Raw genomic sequence first — 19,035 nt, 5'->3', positions numbered from 1 at the left:
TCAAGGGGATATCTAAACATGGAGATATCTGAACAGCCTGGCAGTGATGCCACGTCGCCGGTGTTGGCGACCGAGCCGCGTCCCGTCTCGCTCCTGGAGCAGATCAACATCAACGTCTTCTGGCTCGCGAACCAGTTCCACTGGAACGCCATTATCTCCGTTATCATTCCCAGCATGGTTGCCAAGCTGCTCGATCCAGCGCAGAAGGATATCAATCTGACGCTGGTCGTGGCGTGGGGGACGCTGGCCGCCGTGGTCGTCAACCCACTGGTAGGGGCCATCTCGGACTACGCGACCTTCCGCATGGGACGCCGCCGCCCCTTTATGCTCATCGGCACTATTTTCAACATTCTGGCCCTGGTCGCCTTCGCTTTCGCGCCCTATCTGAGTCCCGGCCTGCTCCTCCCCGCCTTCGCCGTGCTCTTCCTGCTGCTCCAGGCTAGCAATAACTTCGCCAACTCGCCCTGGAGCGCCATCATTGCCGACAAGGTTCCGGTCAAACAGCGCGGCCTGACGGCGGGTATCAACGGCCTCTGCCTCCTGCTGGGAACCGCCATCGGCTCCGTCGTCGCGGGCCTGATCATCAATAAGCGTGACGCCCTGGATGTCTATAAGAATGAGATCGTCTGGATCTTCCTGCTGATTGCCGTGGTGCAGATCATCGTGGTGGCCTACACCATCCTGACCGTCAAGGAGACGCCCCTACCGCTGGAGGCGCGGCAGCAATTTCGCCTTGGTCCCTTCATGCGCAAGTTCTTCTTCAAGCCCTCGCAGTATCCCGATCTCTCCTGGGTCCTGCTGGCGCGCTTGCTGGTGCAGATGGGCATCTGGACCATCTTCTACTTCCTGCAATACTATGCTGACGACGTCCTGCACATCTCGGGCGAGCAGTTTATCGGCGGGCAGTTCCTCCCCGTCCTGCTTATCGCCTCGCTGCCGACCTCCCTGTTGGCGGGCTGGGCCTCCGACCGCTGGGGACGCAAGGGCCTGGTCTACCTCTCGGGCGCGATGATGACGCTGGTCTGCATCCTCTTCATCTTCTTCCAGTCCACCAGCATCTCCCTGATCGCCGCCCTCTTCTTCGGCATCGGCTATGGCGCCTACTCCAGCGTCGACTGGGCGCTCGTCGCCGACGCCCTGCCACCCACCGACGAGGCAGGCAAGTTCCTTGGTATCTGGTCCGCCATGGGCATCCTGCCGCAGGTCGTGGGTATCGCCATCGGCGGCATCCTGCTGCAGGTCCTGCACAACACACCCAACCACCTTGGCTATACGACACTCTTCGCCGTCACCGTCATCTACTTTGCCCTCGGTACGGCTGTAATTTACCAGGTCAAGGGAGTGAAGTGAACGAAACAAAGACCAACAGTAGCCGCGTACGCCAGTAGCGGGCCCGCTACTGGCGTACGCGGCTACTTCTGTGGCATGCATGATATGAGGGCTACCGCCTGCGGTTCTCGCGCTGGCGGGCCTTCTTTTTCTGCTTGCCACGCAGTTTCTCGTGAGGTGATGATTGTTCAGGTGTTGCGTTTTGCCGTATAGCAAGGAGTAGCGCGGCATAGCTTGCTCGCGCTGTTCGTGTATGAGGATGCTCAGTCCCTAACTCACGCTCCCAGATCGTCAATGCTCGTTTACATAATGGCTCTGCTTCCTCATATCTTTCTCGAAACTGATAGAGCATTCCCAGATTATGCAAGCTCGCCGCCGTTAAGGGATGCCAGGCTCCTAACTCCCTTTCTCGTATTTCTAGCGCTCGCTTATACAATGGCTCCGCCTCTTCATACCTTTCCTGATACTGGTAGAGCGCACCCAGATTGTTCAAACTTAATGCTGTTGAAGGATGCCAGGCGCCTAACCCTTTTTCATGAATCGCAAGCACGCGTACAAACAAAGGCTCCGCTTCCTCATATCTGCCTTGATATTGATAGAGCGTTCCCAAGTTGTTCAGACTCATCGCCATCTCTGGGTGCTCAGTCCCTAACTCACGCTCCCAGATCGTCAACGCTCGTTGCAATAACGGCTCTGCTTCCTCATGCCTACCTTGATGTTGATAGAGCGTCCCCAAATGGTCCAGACTGATCGCTGTTAAAGGATGCGCTCTTCCTAACTTTCGCTCACGAATTGCCAACACTTGTTTATATAACGGCTCTGCTTCCGCGTATTTTCCCTGATCCGTGTAAAGCTCCGCTAGAATTCCCAGGCTCCTTGCTGTATCCGGATGCCAGGCTCCTAACTTCTTTTGATAAATCGCTAGCGATTGCCTTAACAATGGTTCTGCTTCAGCGTACTTTCCCCGATCTAAATACAATCCCGCCAGATTATGCAGGCTTGCCGCCGTTAAAAGATGCCAGGCTCCTAACCTCGTTTTATGAATTACTAGCGCTCGCTTATATAATGGTTCTGCTTCGGCATACCGTCCTCGTGCTTTCAAGTAATAGCCGGCATTATTAAATAGAGATGCGGCAGCAAGTGTTTCGATCTTCTCCTGTATGGCCCAGGTGGTACACTGCTCCACGTGAGACAGCCAGCGCTCACAGGCCTCCCACTGCTCAAAGGAAGGTTCAGGGAAAGTTTTCCCCACAGCAGCTATGACATGTTCTATCCATTGCCCGCGCTCTTCAACAGTCATTACATCTTGCAACACAGCCTGTACAAGGCGGTGTATGGAGAGAGCCTTCTTCTCACGGTCACGCTTGATCAGGGAGTAGGCCAGGAGAGCACTGAGAGCTTTATCCAATTTAAAGGCGTCAGCTGCAACCTGAGCAAGCGTTTTGCCGAGATGCTTAGCGCCGCCAGTAATAATCTCTTCGGGGATGTCGTCGGGGGCCAGGAAGGCGAGGAGGCACAGCAGGTCGGCAGCGGCAGGGTTGCGCTGAGCGACGCGCTCGAAGGAGAGAGACCAGGTGGTGGCAACTGGCTCAGGATGGTCAGGAACGATGTCGCCACGCTCAGCAAGCAGTTCGGCGCGGCGCTGCTGGTAGAGGCACAGGTACTCGGCGAGGCTGGTTTGCGCTTCTTCGATATAGGCGCCAGCCTGGTCGAGGGCCAGTGGCAGGCCGCCAAGCTCTCGGGTAATTTGCAGGGCTAGCTCTCGCTCCTGCTCAGACGCTTGCTCCAGGAGAGCATCAGGTGCGAGGAGTTGGGCGCGGCGCAGGAGGAAGAGGGCGCCCTGCTCGTCAGGGAAGCTCTCGACTGGCAGGCAGTGGGCCAGGCGACCGAGGGTGGAGGCGCGCGTAGTGTAGAGGCAGTGGCCCTGGGGCGCTGCGGGGATGTAGGGGAGAGGATCTTGGGCTCGTCGGCATTGTCGAGGATAAGCAGCCAGCCGCCGTTGTTTTGTAGCCAGTGCTTGAGGGCCTGAACGGTAAGGTGCTGGTCCTGCGCGTCCTTCTGCGGCAGGTTGAGCAGGTGGGCGAGGGCGACGTAGGAGGAGATCAGGCTCTCCTCGCTCTCGGCACGCGCCCAGAGGATGTAGCGGTACTCCTGACGGTAGCGGTAGGCGTACTCGACCACCAGTTGCGTCTTGCCCACGCCGCCCAGCCCACTGATGGCCTGCGAGAGCGCGATGTCCTGGCCCGCATGCAGTTGCTTATGCAAACGGGTTAGCAGGTCCTCGCGGCCTGTAAAGTAGGGGTTGCGCTGGTAGGGAATGTTCCAGGCTCGCTCGGGCGGCATGGACGTGCCAGCGGGCGGATAGAAGTTCTGGGTAATGTTGTGATTGCGCCCACCAAAGATCGAGCCTTGCATCAGGCCGTCGTTCTCTATGTTATATGTGCTGCCATCATCCATGTGGCTAGTCCTATTTCCTGGGTGGCTCCCCGAACTTCATGGTAATAGTGTGATTCTTGCCATCAATAATCTGGCCCTGGACGGTGCCGCTATTCTGGATGTTGTAGTTATTGGTGCCAACCTGTTGCTGCTGGATTAGCGTCATGAGGTGCTGGGCGGCTTCGAGGATCTCTTCGTCGTTCTCGACCTGGGCGGTGCGCAGGGCCTTCTGGAGGGGTTTGGCAAAGGTTTCGGGATCTTCCTCATGCTCCTTGAGTGTCTCCTGCACTTTGGGCTTGTCGCCATAGCGGCGCACGATGAGGGCTTTGAGGCCCTGGTAGACGTCTTTGAGTGCCTGGCCTGCCAGAGGTTGCGCGCTTGCCACGGCGCCTGCTGTTAGCGCGGCCTCCACGGTAGAGATCGGGTCCATAACCATATGCTCCTTTTCTTCTGCTTTTACATCTACCATCGTTTATATAAACGCACCAATACACCAAAAGTTCGACCCATGTTTAGCGTTTGCGGCGCTGGTGAGGCTTCTTTTTCTTTGGGGCAGAACCATTGCGGGGGGCATAGGCCAACCTGGCACCAGACATCATGTGGCGCAGGGCACTATAGTTTATGCGGGCTAGCCTCAACTGTAGGTGCTCTGGAGAGAATGAGCGTTCACAGATCGGCAAGGCCTGGTCATAGATGGCTTTGGCTTCGGCGTATCTGCCCACGTCCTGGTAGAACTTCGCCAGGCCAAGCTGGCTGATGGCCGTTGAGGGGTGCTGGGAGCCTAGACTCCCCTCTTTGATGCTAATTGATTGCAGTAACACGTCCATAGCCTCTTTACGCCTGCCTTGAGCATAGTAGAGAGATGCCAGGTTATTCAAGCTCGCAGCCGTATCGGGATGTAATTCGCCATACGCCTGTTGGAGAATCTCCAGCGCGCGCTTGAGCAAAGGCTCAGCCTCTTCGTGCCTCCCCTGATTATGGTAGAACATTCCCAGGTTGTTCAAGCTCCCTGCCGTATCGGGATGCCAGGCACCTAGCTTGCGCTCACGTGCGTCCAGGACCTGCTCATACAAGGTCTCCACCAGATCAAACTGCCCCACGCTATGGTAAAGGATAGCCAAGTTATTCAAGCTCGCCAGTGTTGAGGGGTCCTCACTCCCGGCTTTGCGCTGCAGGATCACCAGGCCTTGCTTGAGCAGTGGTTCGGCTTCGGTGTACTTTCCCTGCTCCTGATAGATCGAGCCCAGCTCATTCAGGCTTATCCCCGTCAGGCGATGCCCTTCTCCTAGCTCTTGCTCTCGAATCGTTAATGCCCGCCGCGCAGCTGAAGCTGCCTCGGTGTAACGCCCTCTCTCTCGCAAATAGTAGCATAGCTTCTGGAGGAGAGAGGCGCTATCCTCCAATGCTACCCGCTCCGGCTCCGACCAGTCAACGCACGCCAGTATGTGAGGCAGCCATAGCTCATAGATAGCCCAATATTCGAAGTCTGATTGAGGCAGGACAGCACGGGCTGCTTGCAGCACACGCTTCTTCTGGCTGGCGCGAGAGCTACGACGACGTAGGAGGCGCGAGAAGAATGACTCCTCTCCCGTCCGCGCTTCTTCCTCTCCAAGTCCCTCACGCAAGACAATCTGTACCAGGCGATGCATCGACAACAGAGAATGTTCCTGGTCGCGCTTCACAAAGGAGTAGCGCATAAGCACACCAATGGCCTCGTTGAAGCGCTGTGGACGAGAGACAATGGAAGCAAGCGGGCGCCCAAGCTCTGTGCCTATCGCAAGCAGCAGGTCCTCGGGAATGGCGTCGGGCGCGAGGAGGGCGCAGAGCCTCAGCAGCTCGGCGGCGTCCTGGTTCTGCTGCTCGACGCGTTCAAATGACAGCGACCAGGTCGTCGCCACCGACTCAGGATAATCTGTCGAGAAGCCCCGGCGCTTCAGCAGCTCGGCGCGCCGCTGCTGGTACATCTGCCAGTAAACGCTTAACATCGTCTGCGTTTCCTCGATATAGGCCCCGGCCTGGTCCAACGCCAGGGGCAGGCCGCCAAACTCGCGGGTCATCTGGAGGGCTAATTCTCTTTCCTGGTCAGGCGCTTGCGCCAGGAGAACGTCAGCGGCGAGGAGCTGGGCTCGGCGCAGGAGGAAGAGGGCGCCCTGCTCAGGGGTGAAGCTCTCGACCTCCAGGCTGCGAGCCAGGCGACCGAGGGTGGAGGCGCGAGTGGTATAGAGGCAGTGTCCCCTAGGTAAGGTAGGGACATACTCAGGGAGGAAGCCAGGTTCATCGGCGTTATCGAAGATGAACAGCCAGCCGCCATTATTGCGCAGCCAGCGCTTGACGGCTTCAATGGCCTGGCTCTGGTCCCGCTCATCCTTCTGCGGCAAGTTCAACTCATGGGCGAGGGTAATATAGGAAGCAACGAGGCTCTCCTCGCTCTCGGCGCGCACCCAGAGGATATAGCTGTACTCCTCTCGGTAGCGATAGGCATACTCCACAGCCAGTTGCGTCTTGCCCACGCCACCCAGCCCGCTGATGGCCTGCGAGGGTGCCACACCTCGCTTGGCATGTAGTTGCTCATGGAGACTGCTCAGCAGGTCTTCGCGCCCCGTAAAGTAGGGGTTTCGCTGGTAGGGTACATTCCAGACCCGCTCAGGCGGCGAGGAGGAGCCTGCCGCCGCATAATAGTGCTGGGTAATGTGATGGTTCTGCCCGTTGAGAATCTGTCCTTGTATTTGGCCATTATTATGCACCTTGCCCATACTACTATCTTCCATATATATCTCTCGCTTACCCTACCATATTGATGCTTCTCAAACCTCATGCATTATAATCGATCCAAACCAGGAATTCAAGTTACGTTGTTGGGTGGAAGCACAACTTAAAAATTGATGTGATAAAAATCGTGTTTTGTACGTTCTACATTGTAGAGATAATAAATATGCAACATTTATAGCTCCATGGGTATAGCAGCCTTAATGGCTACAAGAAAACCATAGGACGTGCCTTCTAAAATTCTGATTGTCATACCTTGCTCTGCCAAATTGTGTCATGCGATAAATCGCCTTGCACGCCGTAAACGATTCCTTTGACACATTTTAGGAGGTTGTCCGAACAGGCATCTGTGAAAGGCACGAAAGGTCGGTAGGGACCAGATTTAGCGCGCCCCATTGGCGTCAAGTGAAGAGTTCCCGATTCTATCGGAAGACCTTTTGAGCGCCATTTGGCAGGCCCACCGCTCATGCAGGTGTGAAAGGTAGGTGCTTGTAAACCGCGCACCTACCTTTCACACCTGCATGAGCGGTTGCGTTCGGTGGTCAGCGCATCCCGCGTCCGGCTGGAGAAAAAGGGTAGGTGCGCGGTTTACAAGCACTACCTTTTTTTCTCCAGCATGGGAGTGGGAGTCGAGCAACTGCTCCTTAACTTGACGCCAATGGGACGCGCTAAAGCTGGTCTCTATCGGTCTGGGGAGCCGCCTCGCGCAATGGATGGCTTTCCAAGCTCGGAACTTGTCCGACAAAATGTGTCAAAGGAATCGTAAACGTGGCGCCTATGGGATTATAGCTACCGGTGTTTCTTTTTGCGGTGGGCCTTGCCGGAATGCTTGCCGCCTTGCTTGAAGGAGAGAGGGCGCGAGGCTCTGGTTTGGGCCTCCTGCTGAGAGAGGTGGGAGATGACGTCCATGTATTTCCCCATCAATTCGATTGTCTCGGGGTGGTCCACGCCCAGGCGCTTCTCATAGTTGGTCAGCGTCTGCTTCAGGAGCTTCTCAGCTTCCTCGTAGCGCCCGAGAAGGTTGTAGACCATGCCAAGGTTACCGCGCATCTTATCAAGCTGGGCACTGTTAGCACCGTAGCGACTGCTAGAGGCCTCATAACACTGCTTCATCAGTGGCTCGGCCTCCTCATAGCGCCCCTGGGCCGCGTACAGGTTTGCCAGGTTATAACGCCCAGCCAGCAGATTTGAGTCATCGGGTGGCACAAGCGATGTGATCATCTCAAGCGATTTGAGGTAGAGTGACTCGGCCTCGTCCAGGCGTCCCTGGTACTTGTAGGTGAGCGCCAGGTTCCCTAGCGCTCCCATGGCTGGAAGCTGATCAGACTTCCCCTGTTGCTCAAATAGCTCCAGGGCGTGCTTAAAGAGAAACTCTGCCTCCTCGTAGCGTGCCTCATGCAGAATCCCATGCCCAATCAGATTTAGCTTTTCGGCCAACACCTCATCGTCAAGGTCACCCTTCCGCAAGCCTGTTGGCGAGAACAAACGCCGGAAGAGATCATCCGCCTTCGCATTCTGCTTCTGCCGCAGGTAGAAGAGGGCCGCGCTCTGTAGAATAAGATCCATAGTCGGGAAGAGGCGCTTCGACTTGCGGGCAATCAGGGCCAGGGCGCGCTTATAGCACTTCTCAGCCTCGCTTGCCCGTCCCATAAGGGCGTAGGCATCACCTAGCTGGCTGATATCTAAAGCCACGTTGGGGTGACTCTTGTCATAGAGCCTTGTGGTGATATCAACGGTGGCTCCCAGTAGCGGCTCCGCCTCGGCCGGTCGCACGCGCTCCAGCAGATACATGCCCGCGTGGCGTGTCAACTGCTCCGCGTCATGGGTGATGAACTCCTCCTGCCTGATCCAGTCGAGACAGCGTACAATATGGGGCAGGAGAATGTCATGTTTATCCCAATGTTCGACGCTATAGCCTTTAGGCATGCAAATATTAAGGAGCACAATCACGGCATCTGCCCATTGTCGCCTCGTCACCAGCGGATACTTGATGCGCGAGGAGCGCAAACGCTCGCTGATAGGACGCTTGCCTGGCTTCTCCTCGTCCTGCTTTTCAGGGATCAATGTACGCACAGCCTGCTGGACCAGGGGGTGCAACGAGAACCAGGAGTTCCTGCTATCACAAGTGAGTAACCCGTAATTTACCAGCAGGTCTATGGTCTTCTTCCACTCACGCTCATTTTTGGCCACAGGTCCCAGCACAGGCCCCAGAGAGGCATGCTCATCCTGAAAGAGCCGCTCGGGAATATCATCGGGCGCGAGAAAGGCACAGAAACGCAACAGGGTCTGCGCGGCCGGGTGAAGCGCTTCGATAGTAAAAAAGGTCAAGGAGAAGACAGCAAACAGGGAAAGTGAGAATCCTGCTAATTCATGTGACACAGCCACCGACGCCTGAAGCGCTTTCTGATACATCTGTTGAAAGTCTGCTAGCGAGTGCTTACTCTCCTTGATATAAGCGCCAGCCAGGTTAAGGGCCAGCGGAAGACCCTCCAGGTCACGCGCGATCTGCAATGCCAGCTCACGATCCTCAGGCAAAGCCTTTCCCAGCGGATCCCCCAGGATGATACGGGAGGTGCGGCGCAGCAGCAGCAAGGCTCCATCCTCTGGGGTGAGAGCCTCTACCGCCAGTGTGCTTGCGACATCTTCAGGCAATGGCTCCCGTGTCGTGAGCAGGATATGGCCGTGACTTTTAGCGGGTAGCAGTTCCTGCAACAACTCCAGGTCTGTGATATTATCGGCAATCAGCAGCCAATCGTGCTGCTTCTCCAGCCAGGCGCGCAGGTCTTTTATGAGCGTAGACTGGTTCTTATCCTCATAGCTTGTGATATCAGCATCGAAGGCAATCATGTTGCATGAGGCAAAGAACGTTGAGCGATTGTAAGCGTTAAGCCAGAATATGCCCTTATACTCGTTTTCGTAGTGATTGGCATATTCCTGTGCGAGCTGCGTCTTGCCCACGCCTGCCGGGCCACGCAGGGCCAGCATATCCGTGTCTTTGGAGCGCAAACGGCTACGCATCTCTTTGAGAGCACTCGCACGCCCTGTAAAAAATGGGTTATGAGCAAAGGGCGTTGTCTCTTCAAACATCAGTTCTTTGAGCAGGGGATCGTCGGGGGTAAGAATCTTGATAAATTTTGCCAGCTCGCTTTCGCCGCTCAGTCCTGGCGTCAACTTCTCTTTGCGCGACCGCTTATTACCTTCTTCCATAGCACCTCCATCCCTTCATCTTCATCTAAACATGTCAGTCATGTTACATTTACATTGTATCTGCGCCTGTTGACAGCAGTATAATCCCTTCGCCACCACATGGCAAGCTCACCCGCTACTGGCGTACGCGGCTACTGTTATCTAGTAAGGGTGTGTGCGGGTGGGCTGGCTTCGCCAGCCCACCCGCACACACCCTTATCCCTCGTACTCCTCGGGGCGAATCTGGATGTAGCGCTCGAACCAGGCAAGCATGTGCTCACGCATGGCTATGGACTGGCTGGGTTTGGGGGTGCCACCGTGCCAGGCGCCGGGGACGCGCACCAGGTCGACGGGGACCTTGCCCATGAGTTTGAGCGCCATGTAGAACTGCTCCGATTGCTCGATGGGGCAACGCAGGTCGTTCTCGGGATGGATGAAGCGCGTGGGTGTGGTAACACGGGCAGCGGCGTTGAGCGGCGAGCGTTCATAGTAATAGGCGGCACGCTCCTCGTCCCAGGGAAAGCCTTTGGACTCATAGGTCATCCAGGGACCAATATCTGAAGTACCGACGAAGCTGGCCAGGTTGGAGATGCCCGCGCGCGGTACTGCCGCCTTGAAGCGCTCGGTATGCCCGATGGTATACATGGTCATGTAGCCGCCATAGCTGTAACCCGTAACCACGAGACGCTCGGGATCGGCCACACCCCGCTCGATGCAGGCATCCACACCGCGCATGATATCCTCGAAATCCTTGCCCCCCCAGTCACCCAGGACGCTGCGCAGGAAGGCCTCGCCATGCCCGGTGCTGCCATGAGGATTGCAATAGAAGACAGCATAGCCCCGCGCCGCGAGATAGGCGTCATAGGGACTACGCCCATCGCCATAGCCCCAGTGAGGACCGCCATGGATCTGCACTAGCAGCGGGTAGCGTACCCCCTCTTTCGCCCTGATGGGATAGACCAGCCAGCCATCGATCTCCTCGCCCGCCGCGCCCTCGTAGCTGAATTTCTCGACTCTCGGCCAGGCTAGGTCGCGCATGAGATCGTCGTAGAGCCTGGTCAGGCGCTCTGGCTTGCCCTCGCTCTCCAGGGGCAGGTGATAGAACTCACAGGGATGCTGCGCCTGCTCCTGCGCCACCAGCAGACCACGCTCCCCCGGCAAAAGGTGCAGATAATACGTAATGCTCTCGCTCGTCAGCTTCTTCAACGTGCGCCAGACGACCTCCAGGCGGTAGATATGTGCCTGCCCACGCTCGGAGGCGATAAAATAGATAGCCTGCCCATCGTGACTCCACTGGGGCTTGTAGGGGCCAGGCATGCCGAAGTGGCCGCCAACCCAGGCCGAGGTCGCCAGGTCCAGGTCGGGGGTCAGCAGCAGCGTGCGGTCACCAACATTTCCCCAGCGCGTCACGAGGTAGAGCCGGGCCAGGCTGCGCGCGATCCGCTCATCCTGGTCCGCCACGACCATCGCCATCTGGCCGTCTGGGGACCAGGAGAAAGACTCAATGGCCAGTTTCCCCTCGGTCAGGCAGCGCTCCTCGCCGCTCGCGGGATCAATCGCCCAGAGATCGCGGACCCAGATGCCCATAAAGCGATCCTCGCGCCGGTTGCTCAAGACGCCGATCTCCTGGCTATCAGGCGTCCAGGCAGGCTGAGCGTGCTCGTAACGTCCACGCGTCAGGCGGCGAATCTGCGCCGGATCTACCGCGCCATTCTCGCCAGGGGCGGGCATGACAAAGAGGTGCGCCTGCGTGTCGTAGTAGCCTCGCCCATCACTGCGATAGTCGGGATCATTAATGACGCGGAGGCGGTAGCGCCGCTCCTCATCACGCTTCTTACGCTCGGACTCGGAGAGACTCTTGAGGCCGACGAGCAGGTCGTCCTCGTCCTCCAGCTCAGCGGAGGCGGTAAAGGCGATCCAGCGCCCATCGGGCGACCAGGTGGCCTCGTTGACGCCATGCAGCATTGTGGTGAGCTTGCGTGCCTCCCCGCCATCGGTATCAATCAGCCAGAGCTGGTTCTGCTCCCCCTCGCGATCCGAGAGGAAGAGCAGGCGCCGGCTATCAGGCGCCCAGGCCGGGAAAGACTCGCTCTTCGCGCTCCGGGTCAACTGGCGTGGCTCGCCCTCAGACTGCCCCTGCTCATCAAGACACAAGAGATAGAGCGCGCTTCGCAGCGTATCCGCCTCGCGCTCCGCGTAGTGCATCTCAAAGGCCACGCGCCTGCCATCGGGCGAGACCGCGACCTGCCCCAGCGTGCGTAGCGACCAGAGATCCTCCACGCTAAACTTCCGTGTAACTGGCATACAACTATCCTCTCTTTGTACATGCAGGTTTATTCATTCTCAGGATACATTACAGGAGGAGAAAAAAGTAAGAGTAGGACATACAGGCTTGTAACGTTTTGCCCACTCTGACGTTGCACTGGTTGAGATATCTCAAGAGACAAATACAAACGAGGAAAAGAAGTTGCTACATAAAGGAAACATGGATGTTCCCATCCCGCTCCCCCTCTGGGGAGACGCCTCGCTGTGTGCTCAGCTTTACCGTGAATGTGCGCCAAAACTGCTGGCCTATCTGCGGCGGCATGTGCCCACGCAGGAGGACGCGGAAGACATGCTACTCGAAGTCTTTCTCGCAGCGCTAGAGCACGAAGCGCGCCTGGCAAAGATGGACGAGGACGAGCGACGCGCCTGGCTGGGAACCGTTACCCGCAACCGCGTCATCGATTTTCATCGGCGCACGCGCAGACACCCCGTCCTTCCGCTGGAGAAGGCCGAGGAAACGCCCGGCTCTCGCTGGGAACAACCAGAACATCTAGTCTTGCGCCACGAAACATACACGAACTTACACAATTCTATTCAGAACCTCTCAGCAATCCAGCAAGAGGTGCTCCAATTGCGCTTCACGCTTGGATTACGCTGCACCGAGATTGCCAAAATACTGCATAAGCGCGAAGGAGCAGTGCGAACCATGCTTTCGCGCACTCTGAACGCCTTGCGTGACCTCTACAAGCAGAAGGAAGGAGGGAGAGAGTGAACAAGCAGGACAAGCATACCAGATTTCACCCACAGACCGTTGATAAACAGATCGACGCCTGCCTCGCGGGCAGGTCAGCCAATGGGCAGGCATCCGACCGCTATGCCCAGGCAAGCGTACGCGACGTACAGGCCTATTTCGCGCCACCCGAGCAGGATGAGGCCCTGCAACGCGTCTGGCAGCGCTTCGCCGAGCAGCGCGCAAATCTCCAGAGGCTCCAGGCGGGACAGCAAACTCCCCAGGTTCTGCCAATAACAGGGAGGAGCAGATCGACGCAACAGAAAAACACTCGTCCGCTCGGGCGGGTATTGAGCGTTATGGCCGCCGTCATCGTCGTCGCCCTGCTCATCGGGAGTACAATGTTCCTCTTCCAGCAGGCCCGGCAGACGGACAAGCCAGCGGGGCAGGGACAGCACCAGACAGCCATGTTTGCCCGCGTCAACCAGACGCTCTATCGCCTGGATATGCAGACGCACCGCCCCCTCTGGCAATTTCAGGCCCCCCCAGGACAGCCCGCGCTTGCCGCCGTCAATGGGCATTATATCGCTGGCATGGCTATTGATAGCACCTATTATGCCTGGGGGTATGACGGTCAGCAGACGGTGCTGTACGCGCTCGATATCGCTAACGGCAAGCTACGCTGGCAACATGATACCTATGGAATGGGGGCTATCGCCGCCTCCGGGAATACGGTAGCTCTCTCGTTCATCAAAGGCACAAACCTGGAAGTCGCCGCGCTCGATATCATACATGGCACCCTCAGGTGGGAGCATATTCTGAGTCCGGTCGCCAGAACAAAAACGCTGCCATCCACGATCAGCCTCTTTGGAGCCTCGGATACAGCGGTCTATGGAGCCGTAAACACCCCTGAAAATCACAGCGGCCTGCGCTTCGCCTTGAGTGTCCAGGATGGGCAGTTCATCTGGCAGCAGAAAGAGGTATATGATGCCTCCATTTCCTATGCGGCTCTGGACCAGGGATTTCTCAGTGACGATATATTATGTGTCACGCAGCATCTGAACTGGCAAAATCCCGGGCACATTCCCGAGTCGAAGAGCGTCCTCCTGGGTTATGATGCCCACAGCGGCAAGCAGCTCTGGAAGTCCTCATCGATTGATTGGGCAACAACAGCCACGTTGGCCAATAGAGTTCTATACCTGGAGACACCTCCTGATTCTGCGGGGGCGCACTATGGAAGCATCTATGCCTTCTCGCCCAGGGATGGCAGCTTACGCTGGCAGTATCAGGAACCAATACAGAACCCACACCCCCTTATTACCGAAGAAGGGGTCTACCTTATACAGGATGGCGGGAAACAGGCCGGGTCAACCCTGGTGGTACTAGATCCCGCAACCGGCAAGCAGCGCTGGACCTATGCCTTTCACGACCAGATCACCGTTGAGTATCCTCCTGCGGCTGATGATAACCAGGTCTATCTTAGCCTGCCAGGGAACACCATCCAGATCCTGCGTGTATCAGATGGCAAGCCACTTGGTTCGTTCAAAGTAGACCCACAGCATGTCGATCCGAATAATCGTATCCTCTTGCAAATAGTCTAGCTCTAAAATACACAGGCATACAAAAGGCGTCTCCGCTGGAGTGGAGACGCCTTTTGTATGCCTTGAACGAGGCTGGTTCCAGCGATACACTGGCTTATTTTTGCTGTAGTCAGGCTAGTTTTCTCGCGTTTGTCACGAGCCATATAACTAAAAAAGTAGCCGGTGAAAGAGGCTATTGTAGTGCTTCGTACAGAAAGTTCATCAGTAGTTTTACGCATAAAACATGCCTGGGAAGTTTTATGCATTACATGCAACGGAGGAACTTAATGATATTTTGGCGTCTTTCCACAAAAGCGGTGTGCTTCGTTACTTTTAGCGGGCTATGTGCGCTCTTATTGCTCCTTGGCACAACCTTTTCCGCATCAGCGGCCGGCGTCAAGGCAAGCGTACCAACAAAGATTGTGACCCATCACCAGGCAATCGCCTGGGGACCAGGTGGCATGTACGGTGGCACCGGTGCCCCAGTCAATGTCCCTGGCAGTGGTACTGGTGGTGGCGGCAGTAGTGGCCCTGGTAGCGGCACCGGTGGTGGCGGTTGGGGCGGCTATGGTGGTGGTCAAAGTACTGGCGGTGGCTGGGGCAGCCAGGGCGGCGGTTGGGGCGGCAACACCGGTTGGAATGGTGGCAACACTGGTTGGAATGGCGGCAATACCGGTTGGAATGGTGGCAGCAGTTGGGGTGGCAATACCGGTTGGAATGGTGGCAGCAGTTGGGGCGGCAACACCGGTTGGAATGGCGGCAACACCGGTTGGAATGGTGGCAACACTGGTTGGAATGGCGGCAACACCGGTTGGAATGGTGGCAATACTGGTTGGAATGGTGGCAGCAGTTGGGGTGGCAACACTGGTTGGAATGGCGGCAGCAGTTGGGGTGGGACTGGTGGCGGTTGGGGCGGTCAAGGCGGTGGCTGGGGCGGACAAGGTCGCGGGACCGGCGCGTATGGTTGGGGCGGCCCGGGCACGAGGTGTCCTGCTGGTGCCTACTGCTAATATCGCTTCAGGTCAAGAGCACAGCGCGTAATGTATCACTAAGAGAGCCTGAAGCAAAGGCGTCCCCCATTAGAATGGGAGGCGCCTTTTATAGTGTCTTCTGGAAGGAGCAAAGCTACTAAAGTACGCGTCTACATATAATGGTCATATGTAGACGCGTACTTTAGCAGCTTTGAGCTATCCCTACTGGACGGAGCCTTCGTAGATGCCCATGATCGTGCCCAGGAACTTGAGGGCGTCTTCCTTCTTGCGCTGGAAGGAGTTGCGGCCCATGATTGAGCCAAAGCCGCCACCATCGCGAATGGCGCGCACTTCGTTGAAGACCTGGTCATCGCCAGCGGCCGCGCCACCGGAGAAGATCACGATGCGGCGACCATCGAAAGAACTCTGAATGACGTGCTTCACGCGCTCAGAGAGGGTCGAGATCGGAATCTCATATTTCTGGTAGACCTTCTGAGCCTCGGCCAGCTCCACCTTCGCGCTAGGCAGCTTCACCTTGATGATGTCCGCACCTAGTTGTGCCGCGATCTGCGCGGCATAGGTCACGACATCAACGGCGGTCTCGCCCTCTTTGCTGATGCTGCTACCACGGGGATAGGACCAGACCACCACGGCCAGACCAGCCGCCTTGGCCTCAGCGGCCAGATCGCGCAACTGCTCATACATGATCGTGCGCTCGGAGGATCCAGGATAGATAGTGAAGCCAACCGCGACACAACCCAGGCGCAACGCATCCTCGACGCCCGCGGTCACCGCCGAAATAGGATCGCGCTCGTCGTTCAATACGTCGTGGTTGTTACATTTGAGGATCAAGGGAATCTCGCCCGCATACTCTGAGGCACCAGCCTCCAGGAAGCCCAGGGGCGCGGCATAGGCATTACAACCAGCCTCAATCGCCAGTTGAAAGTGATAGCGGGGATCATAACCCGCGGGATTGGGCGCGAAACTACGCGCGGGACCATGCTCGAAACCCTGGTCAACTGGAAGAATGACCATCTTGCCCGTGCCACCCAGGCGGCCATGATTGAGCATGCGCGCGAGATTGGTGCGCACACCAGGATTCTCGCTGTTATACCAGCTTAAAATTTCTCGAATACGATCAGTCATTTTCTTCGTTACCTCTGTACTCGTCATTAAGTCAGAAAACTATCTTCTCATACAAAAAACAACCCCACTCGCGTGGCTAGCGCTCCGCGCTCAGTTTTTCGCTAGGAAGTATATCCACATACATTGTGGCTGCTCCATTGTACCATGAAATGGCGCAGCCTTACATGTAGCAGCATGTTTGCTTTGTGTCCAGACAATATCCAACTCATCTTCATTACGTTAGCATATATTAGCGTTTCAGTGAAGATGTGGTTCGCCAGACACATATACCATTGTACATCATCTCGTGCGAGATCGGCATAGCAAAATGTGCCATATTGTTGGCATTAAAAATAAGCATATTTTATACATGCCTATACTCCCATACATAAACATACCAATTTATAGCCCGATCATAAATAAGTGTTACTCCTCCCCTAATTGACACGTTTCAATACCAGACAGGGGGGACAAAGTAAACGTTTCATGTTTTGACCGATAGCGATACACAGAGACACGCTCTGGCACAAAGCTGTAAGACCGCAACAGCGAGACCAGAAATGTGCTCCTCATAGCTTTTCATAGCTCTTCTAAAAGGGTAAGCAGCCTTCGTTCTATGTATAGGACAGAGAAGTTGTGTGTCTGCTATTTGTAAGCATGTTTTGAAGGAGTTTTTTATGGGTGGTTTTGAGCATCTTTTGCAGGCAGTGAAGCAACAGCAGCAGTTGATGGGAGAGTTGGAGGCGGAGAATCAGGAATTACGTCGTCAACTCACTGAACTGCGAGAAGGCCAGAGCATTTATCTCGATATCAATGGGCAGCGCTTCGCCCTGACTGTCGATGGTATCATCGCCGAGGCCAGCAGCTCGACCTTCGCACCCGTGGTAACCATCGAGGCGACCGAGGCTGAGGCCAAGGTCGAAGAGGTATCACTTGCCGAGTACAACGTGGTCCCACAACAGGTAAAGGAAGAGGTCGCAGCGGAGGAGGAGCTACCCGCTCTGCCCGCAGCCCCAAAGACGCCCTTCCTGGAAGAGATCATGATCGATGAGTTTGTAGCCCAGACGACCAGCCCCATATCTGTCTGGAATGGCCCGGTTAAAGAAAAATCCCTGGAGTCAATCGACGAAGAGCAAAAAGCCGCTCTCCGCCAGGCTCTCTCGGGCAGCTACATCCTCGAATAGAGTATTTACATATCAAGAAAATGGCGACCCGGAACTGAAAGCTCCGGGTCGCCATTTTCTTGACGCATCGCCTTCTACTTGCTTTATTTCACGTCGAATGTGATGGTAGCATCGGTAAAGCCGCTATTGGCGGGAGCGTGGAGCGTGAGCGTGAGGTGTTTCTGATCCTGGGGCACGAGGAAGGTGATCGTACCACTGGTCCCCTGTGTCTCTTTATCAAAGGAGACGGGCAGCGTCGTCAGGGCAGGCCTGGCGGTCGTGCTACCAGCCGCCAGGGTGGCGTAGTCGAAGGCCGAGCCGGGAATGGCCGTCTGCTCCAGGGCACTATTCACCTTAAGCGTTACCGTTACATAGCGCATCCCCTTGCTGGCCTGCTTGCCATCGATGCTCCACTGCGTTGTCGCGCTATCCAGCGTCCAGTCGAGACCATAGAAGGATTCTTTGGAGTCTAGAGCCTTGCCGATTTGCGTGGTTTGTGGCTGATAGGTGCTGGCACCAGAGTTCGAGCCAAGAGAAACGTCCATCTGGGCCTCGTTCGCGCCCCCCAGGCGCAGCGCGATTTGCCCCGTATTGGTCCCGCTGGGAACGGCGAAATCCACCCAATCGCTATGGGACTTCCCCGCAGCCAGGCCCGCGTTACCATTGACATACGTCGGCTGGACGACCTTGCCGCCAGGCAAGACCAGCCGCGCGATATCGCTATAGACCATGTTGACGGGCACGTTCGTCTTGTTGTCGGCCAGGAGATGGACACGCAACATGCCATCGCCCGCCGAATGCGGATCATCGACAAAGCGTTGCGCCTGTTCTAGCCTGGTAAGCGTCACATCCACGCCCGCGTACTTCACGGTGGTACTCAGCGTTTGCGAGGTGATCTGAGGCTGCGTGGCATTCTGCACGAGAAGCGCATAGGCCAGGTAGCCGCCCGCACCCACAAAGGCCAGCAACAGGAGGATAATCAACAAGGTGCGCCCAATGCCACCCCGGCGCTTCGGCTGCGGAGGTGACATCGGAGTTGGCCCAGGCTGGTAGGCCCAGGCTGGCTCAGAGGTCGGAGGCGCACCTTGAGGCCCAAAGCCGGGCTGGCTCACTGGTCCCTGGGGCGCGAAGCCGGGCTGGCTTATCGGTCCTTGCTGAGGGAATGGCGTCTGTGGAGGCATAGGCGAGACTGGTAGTGGCGTGGCGCGGTCCATAGCCTGAACATTCGCGCCCGGCGCATCTTGCCGCGCAAACATATCAAAGTTACAGCGCGGACAATATCTACTGGCTGCCGATACCTCGGCGCCGCAATTGGGGCAATAGCGGGGTTGCACGTCTCTTCTCCTCACTCTCTGAAAAAGCAAGTTTCCTGGTCCCAGTCCCCCGCCCATCCTCAACGCAATCTACCAGGCATAGATAGCACTATATCGATTCCTTTGACACATTTTGTCGGACAAGTTCCGAGCTTGGAAAACCATCCATTG

Annotated in this window: 14 protein-coding genes; 6 read left to right on the top strand and 8 right to left on the bottom strand. The window is 56.6% G+C overall.

The genetic code is table 11. The annotated features are described in order from the left end of the window. Positions 1 to 18: 18 nt before the first annotated feature. On the top strand, positions 19 to 1,350 hold the full coding sequence (locus KTE_RS20095) for an MFS transporter (protein ID WP_201383947.1): 1,332 nt from the start codon (positions 19 to 21) through the stop codon (positions 1,348 to 1,350). A 91-nt stretch (positions 1,351 to 1,441) separates the two neighbouring features. Here the strand turns inward: KTE_RS20095 and KTE_RS47595 are convergent, their stop codons facing one another. Then, positions 1,442 to 2,629, bottom strand: a complete 1,188-nt coding sequence (locus KTE_RS47595; protein ID WP_236600490.1) for a tetratricopeptide repeat protein — start codon at positions 2,627 to 2,629, stop codon at positions 1,442 to 1,444. Between KTE_RS47595 and KTE_RS20085 the strand changes: the two genes are divergently transcribed. Further along, positions 2,594 to 3,088: a hypothetical protein gene (locus KTE_RS20085; protein ID WP_201383945.1), complete on the top strand. Its 495-nt coding sequence runs from the start codon at positions 2,594 to 2,596 to the stop codon at positions 3,086 to 3,088. The genes KTE_RS47595 and KTE_RS20085 overlap by 36 nt on opposite strands. Here KTE_RS20085 and KTE_RS20080 read toward each other — a convergent pair. From KTE_RS20080 to KTE_RS20060, 5 genes are all read right to left on the bottom strand, one after another. Continuing rightward, positions 3,085 to 3,786, bottom strand: a complete 702-nt coding sequence (locus tag KTE_RS20080; protein WP_201383943.1) for an ATP-binding protein — start codon at positions 3,784 to 3,786, stop codon at positions 3,085 to 3,087. The two genes, KTE_RS20085 and KTE_RS20080, sit on opposite strands and share 4 nt — an antisense overlap. A gap of 10 nt (positions 3,787 to 3,796) precedes the next feature. After that, the gene (locus KTE_RS20075) at positions 3,797 to 4,195 is read right to left on the bottom strand and encodes a hypothetical protein (protein WP_201383941.1); all 399 of its coding nucleotides are present in this window, start codon (positions 4,193 to 4,195) and stop codon (positions 3,797 to 3,799) included. A gap of 82 nt (positions 4,196 to 4,277) precedes the next feature. After that, on the bottom strand, positions 4,278 to 6,533 hold the full coding sequence (gene fxsT, locus KTE_RS20070) for an FxSxx-COOH system tetratricopeptide repeat protein (protein WP_201383939.1): 2,256 nt from the start codon (positions 6,531 to 6,533) through the stop codon (positions 4,278 to 4,280). Between the two features lie 787 nt (positions 6,534 to 7,320). Next, positions 7,321 to 9,738 (bottom strand): tetratricopeptide repeat protein, encoded by a 2,418-nt coding sequence (locus KTE_RS20065; RefSeq protein WP_201383937.1) that lies wholly within the window; start codon positions 9,736 to 9,738, stop codon positions 7,321 to 7,323. A gap of 195 nt (positions 9,739 to 9,933) precedes the next feature. After that, positions 9,934 to 12,021 (bottom strand): S9 family peptidase, encoded by a 2,088-nt coding sequence (locus KTE_RS20060; RefSeq protein ID WP_201383935.1) that lies wholly within the window; start codon positions 12,019 to 12,021, stop codon positions 9,934 to 9,936. 181 nt (positions 12,022 to 12,202) lie between these two features. Between KTE_RS20060 and KTE_RS20055 the strand changes: the two genes are divergently transcribed. From KTE_RS20055 to KTE_RS20045, 3 genes are all read left to right on the top strand, one after another. After that, positions 12,203 to 12,754, top strand: coding sequence for an RNA polymerase sigma factor (locus tag KTE_RS20055; RefSeq protein WP_201383933.1), 552 nt, complete (start codon positions 12,203 to 12,205; stop codon positions 12,752 to 12,754). Further along, a complete protein-coding gene (locus KTE_RS20050; RefSeq protein ID WP_201383931.1) occupies positions 12,751 to 14,313 on the top strand; it encodes a PQQ-binding-like beta-propeller repeat protein in 1,563 nt (520 codons plus the stop codon). The genes KTE_RS20055 and KTE_RS20050 overlap by 4 nt, the downstream gene beginning before the upstream one ends. A 266-nt stretch (positions 14,314 to 14,579) precedes the next feature. Then, the gene (locus tag KTE_RS20045; protein WP_201383929.1) at positions 14,580 to 15,302 is read left to right on the top strand and encodes a hypothetical protein; all 723 of its coding nucleotides are present in this window, start codon (positions 14,580 to 14,582) and stop codon (positions 15,300 to 15,302) included. Positions 15,303 to 15,485: 183 nt separating this feature from the next. Here KTE_RS20045 and KTE_RS20040 read toward each other — a convergent pair whose 3' ends face one another. Next, positions 15,486 to 16,409 carry a class I fructose-bisphosphate aldolase gene (locus KTE_RS20040; RefSeq protein WP_201383927.1) on the bottom strand — a complete coding sequence of 308 codons (924 nt, stop codon included), beginning with the start codon at positions 16,407 to 16,409 and terminating at the stop codon, positions 15,486 to 15,488. Between the two features lie 656 nt (positions 16,410 to 17,065). Here KTE_RS20040 and KTE_RS20035 point away from each other — a divergent pair. Then, on the top strand, positions 17,066 to 17,572 hold the full coding sequence (locus tag KTE_RS20035; protein ID WP_201383925.1) for a hypothetical protein: 507 nt from the start codon (positions 17,066 to 17,068) through the stop codon (positions 17,570 to 17,572). 83 nt (positions 17,573 to 17,655) lie between these two features. On the opposite strand, the gene KTE_RS20030 is transcribed toward KTE_RS20035, so the two are convergent. Then, entirely contained in the window at positions 17,656 to 18,885 is a 1,230-nt protein-coding gene (locus KTE_RS20030; RefSeq protein WP_201383923.1) for a zinc ribbon domain-containing protein, read from the bottom strand. Positions 18,886 to 19,035 lie beyond the last annotated feature (150 nt).

This window comes from Ktedonobacter sp. SOSP1-85, assembly GCF_016587415.1.
In the GTDB taxonomy this organism is placed as follows: domain Bacteria; phylum Chloroflexota; class Ktedonobacteria; order Ktedonobacterales; family Ktedonobacteraceae; genus Ktedonobacter.
Note: the sequence above shows the minus strand (reverse complement) of the source record. Positions and strands in the feature narration are given on the sequence as shown.

Bases quoted from the DNA above. Each gene is read 5' to 3' on its own strand.
- KTE_RS20095 (WP_201383947.1), top strand. From the start codon at position 19: ATGGAGATATCTGAACAGCCTGGCAGTGATGCCACGTCGCCGGTGTTG.
- KTE_RS20085 (WP_201383945.1), top strand. From the start codon at position 2,594: ATGTTCTATCCATTGCCCGCGCTCTTCAACAGTCATTACATCTTGCAA.
- KTE_RS47595 (WP_236600490.1), bottom strand. From the start codon at position 2,629: ATGACTGTTGAAGAGCGCGGGCAATGGATAGAACATGTCATAGCTGCT.
- KTE_RS20080 (WP_201383943.1), bottom strand. From the start codon at position 3,786: ATGGATGATGGCAGCACATATAACATAGAGAACGACGGCCTGATGCAA.
- KTE_RS20075 (WP_201383941.1), bottom strand. From the start codon at position 4,195: ATGGACCCGATCTCTACCGTGGAGGCCGCGCTAACAGCAGGCGCCGTG.
- fxsT (WP_201383939.1), bottom strand. From the start codon at position 6,533: ATGGAAGATAGTAGTATGGGCAAGGTGCATAATAATGGCCAAATACAA.
- KTE_RS20065 (WP_201383937.1), bottom strand. From the start codon at position 9,738: ATGGAAGAAGGTAATAAGCGGTCGCGCAAAGAGAAGTTGACGCCAGGA.
- KTE_RS20060 (WP_201383935.1), bottom strand. From the start codon at position 12,021: ATGCCAGTTACACGGAAGTTTAGCGTGGAGGATCTCTGGTCGCTACGC.
- KTE_RS20055 (WP_201383933.1), top strand. From the start codon at position 12,203: ATGGATGTTCCCATCCCGCTCCCCCTCTGGGGAGACGCCTCGCTGTGT.
- KTE_RS20045 (WP_201383929.1), top strand. From the start codon at position 14,580: ATGATATTTTGGCGTCTTTCCACAAAAGCGGTGTGCTTCGTTACTTTT.
- KTE_RS20040 (WP_201383927.1), bottom strand. From the start codon at position 16,409: ATGACTGATCGTATTCGAGAAATTTTAAGCTGGTATAACAGCGAGAAT.
- KTE_RS20035 (WP_201383925.1), top strand. From the start codon at position 17,066: ATGGGTGGTTTTGAGCATCTTTTGCAGGCAGTGAAGCAACAGCAGCAG.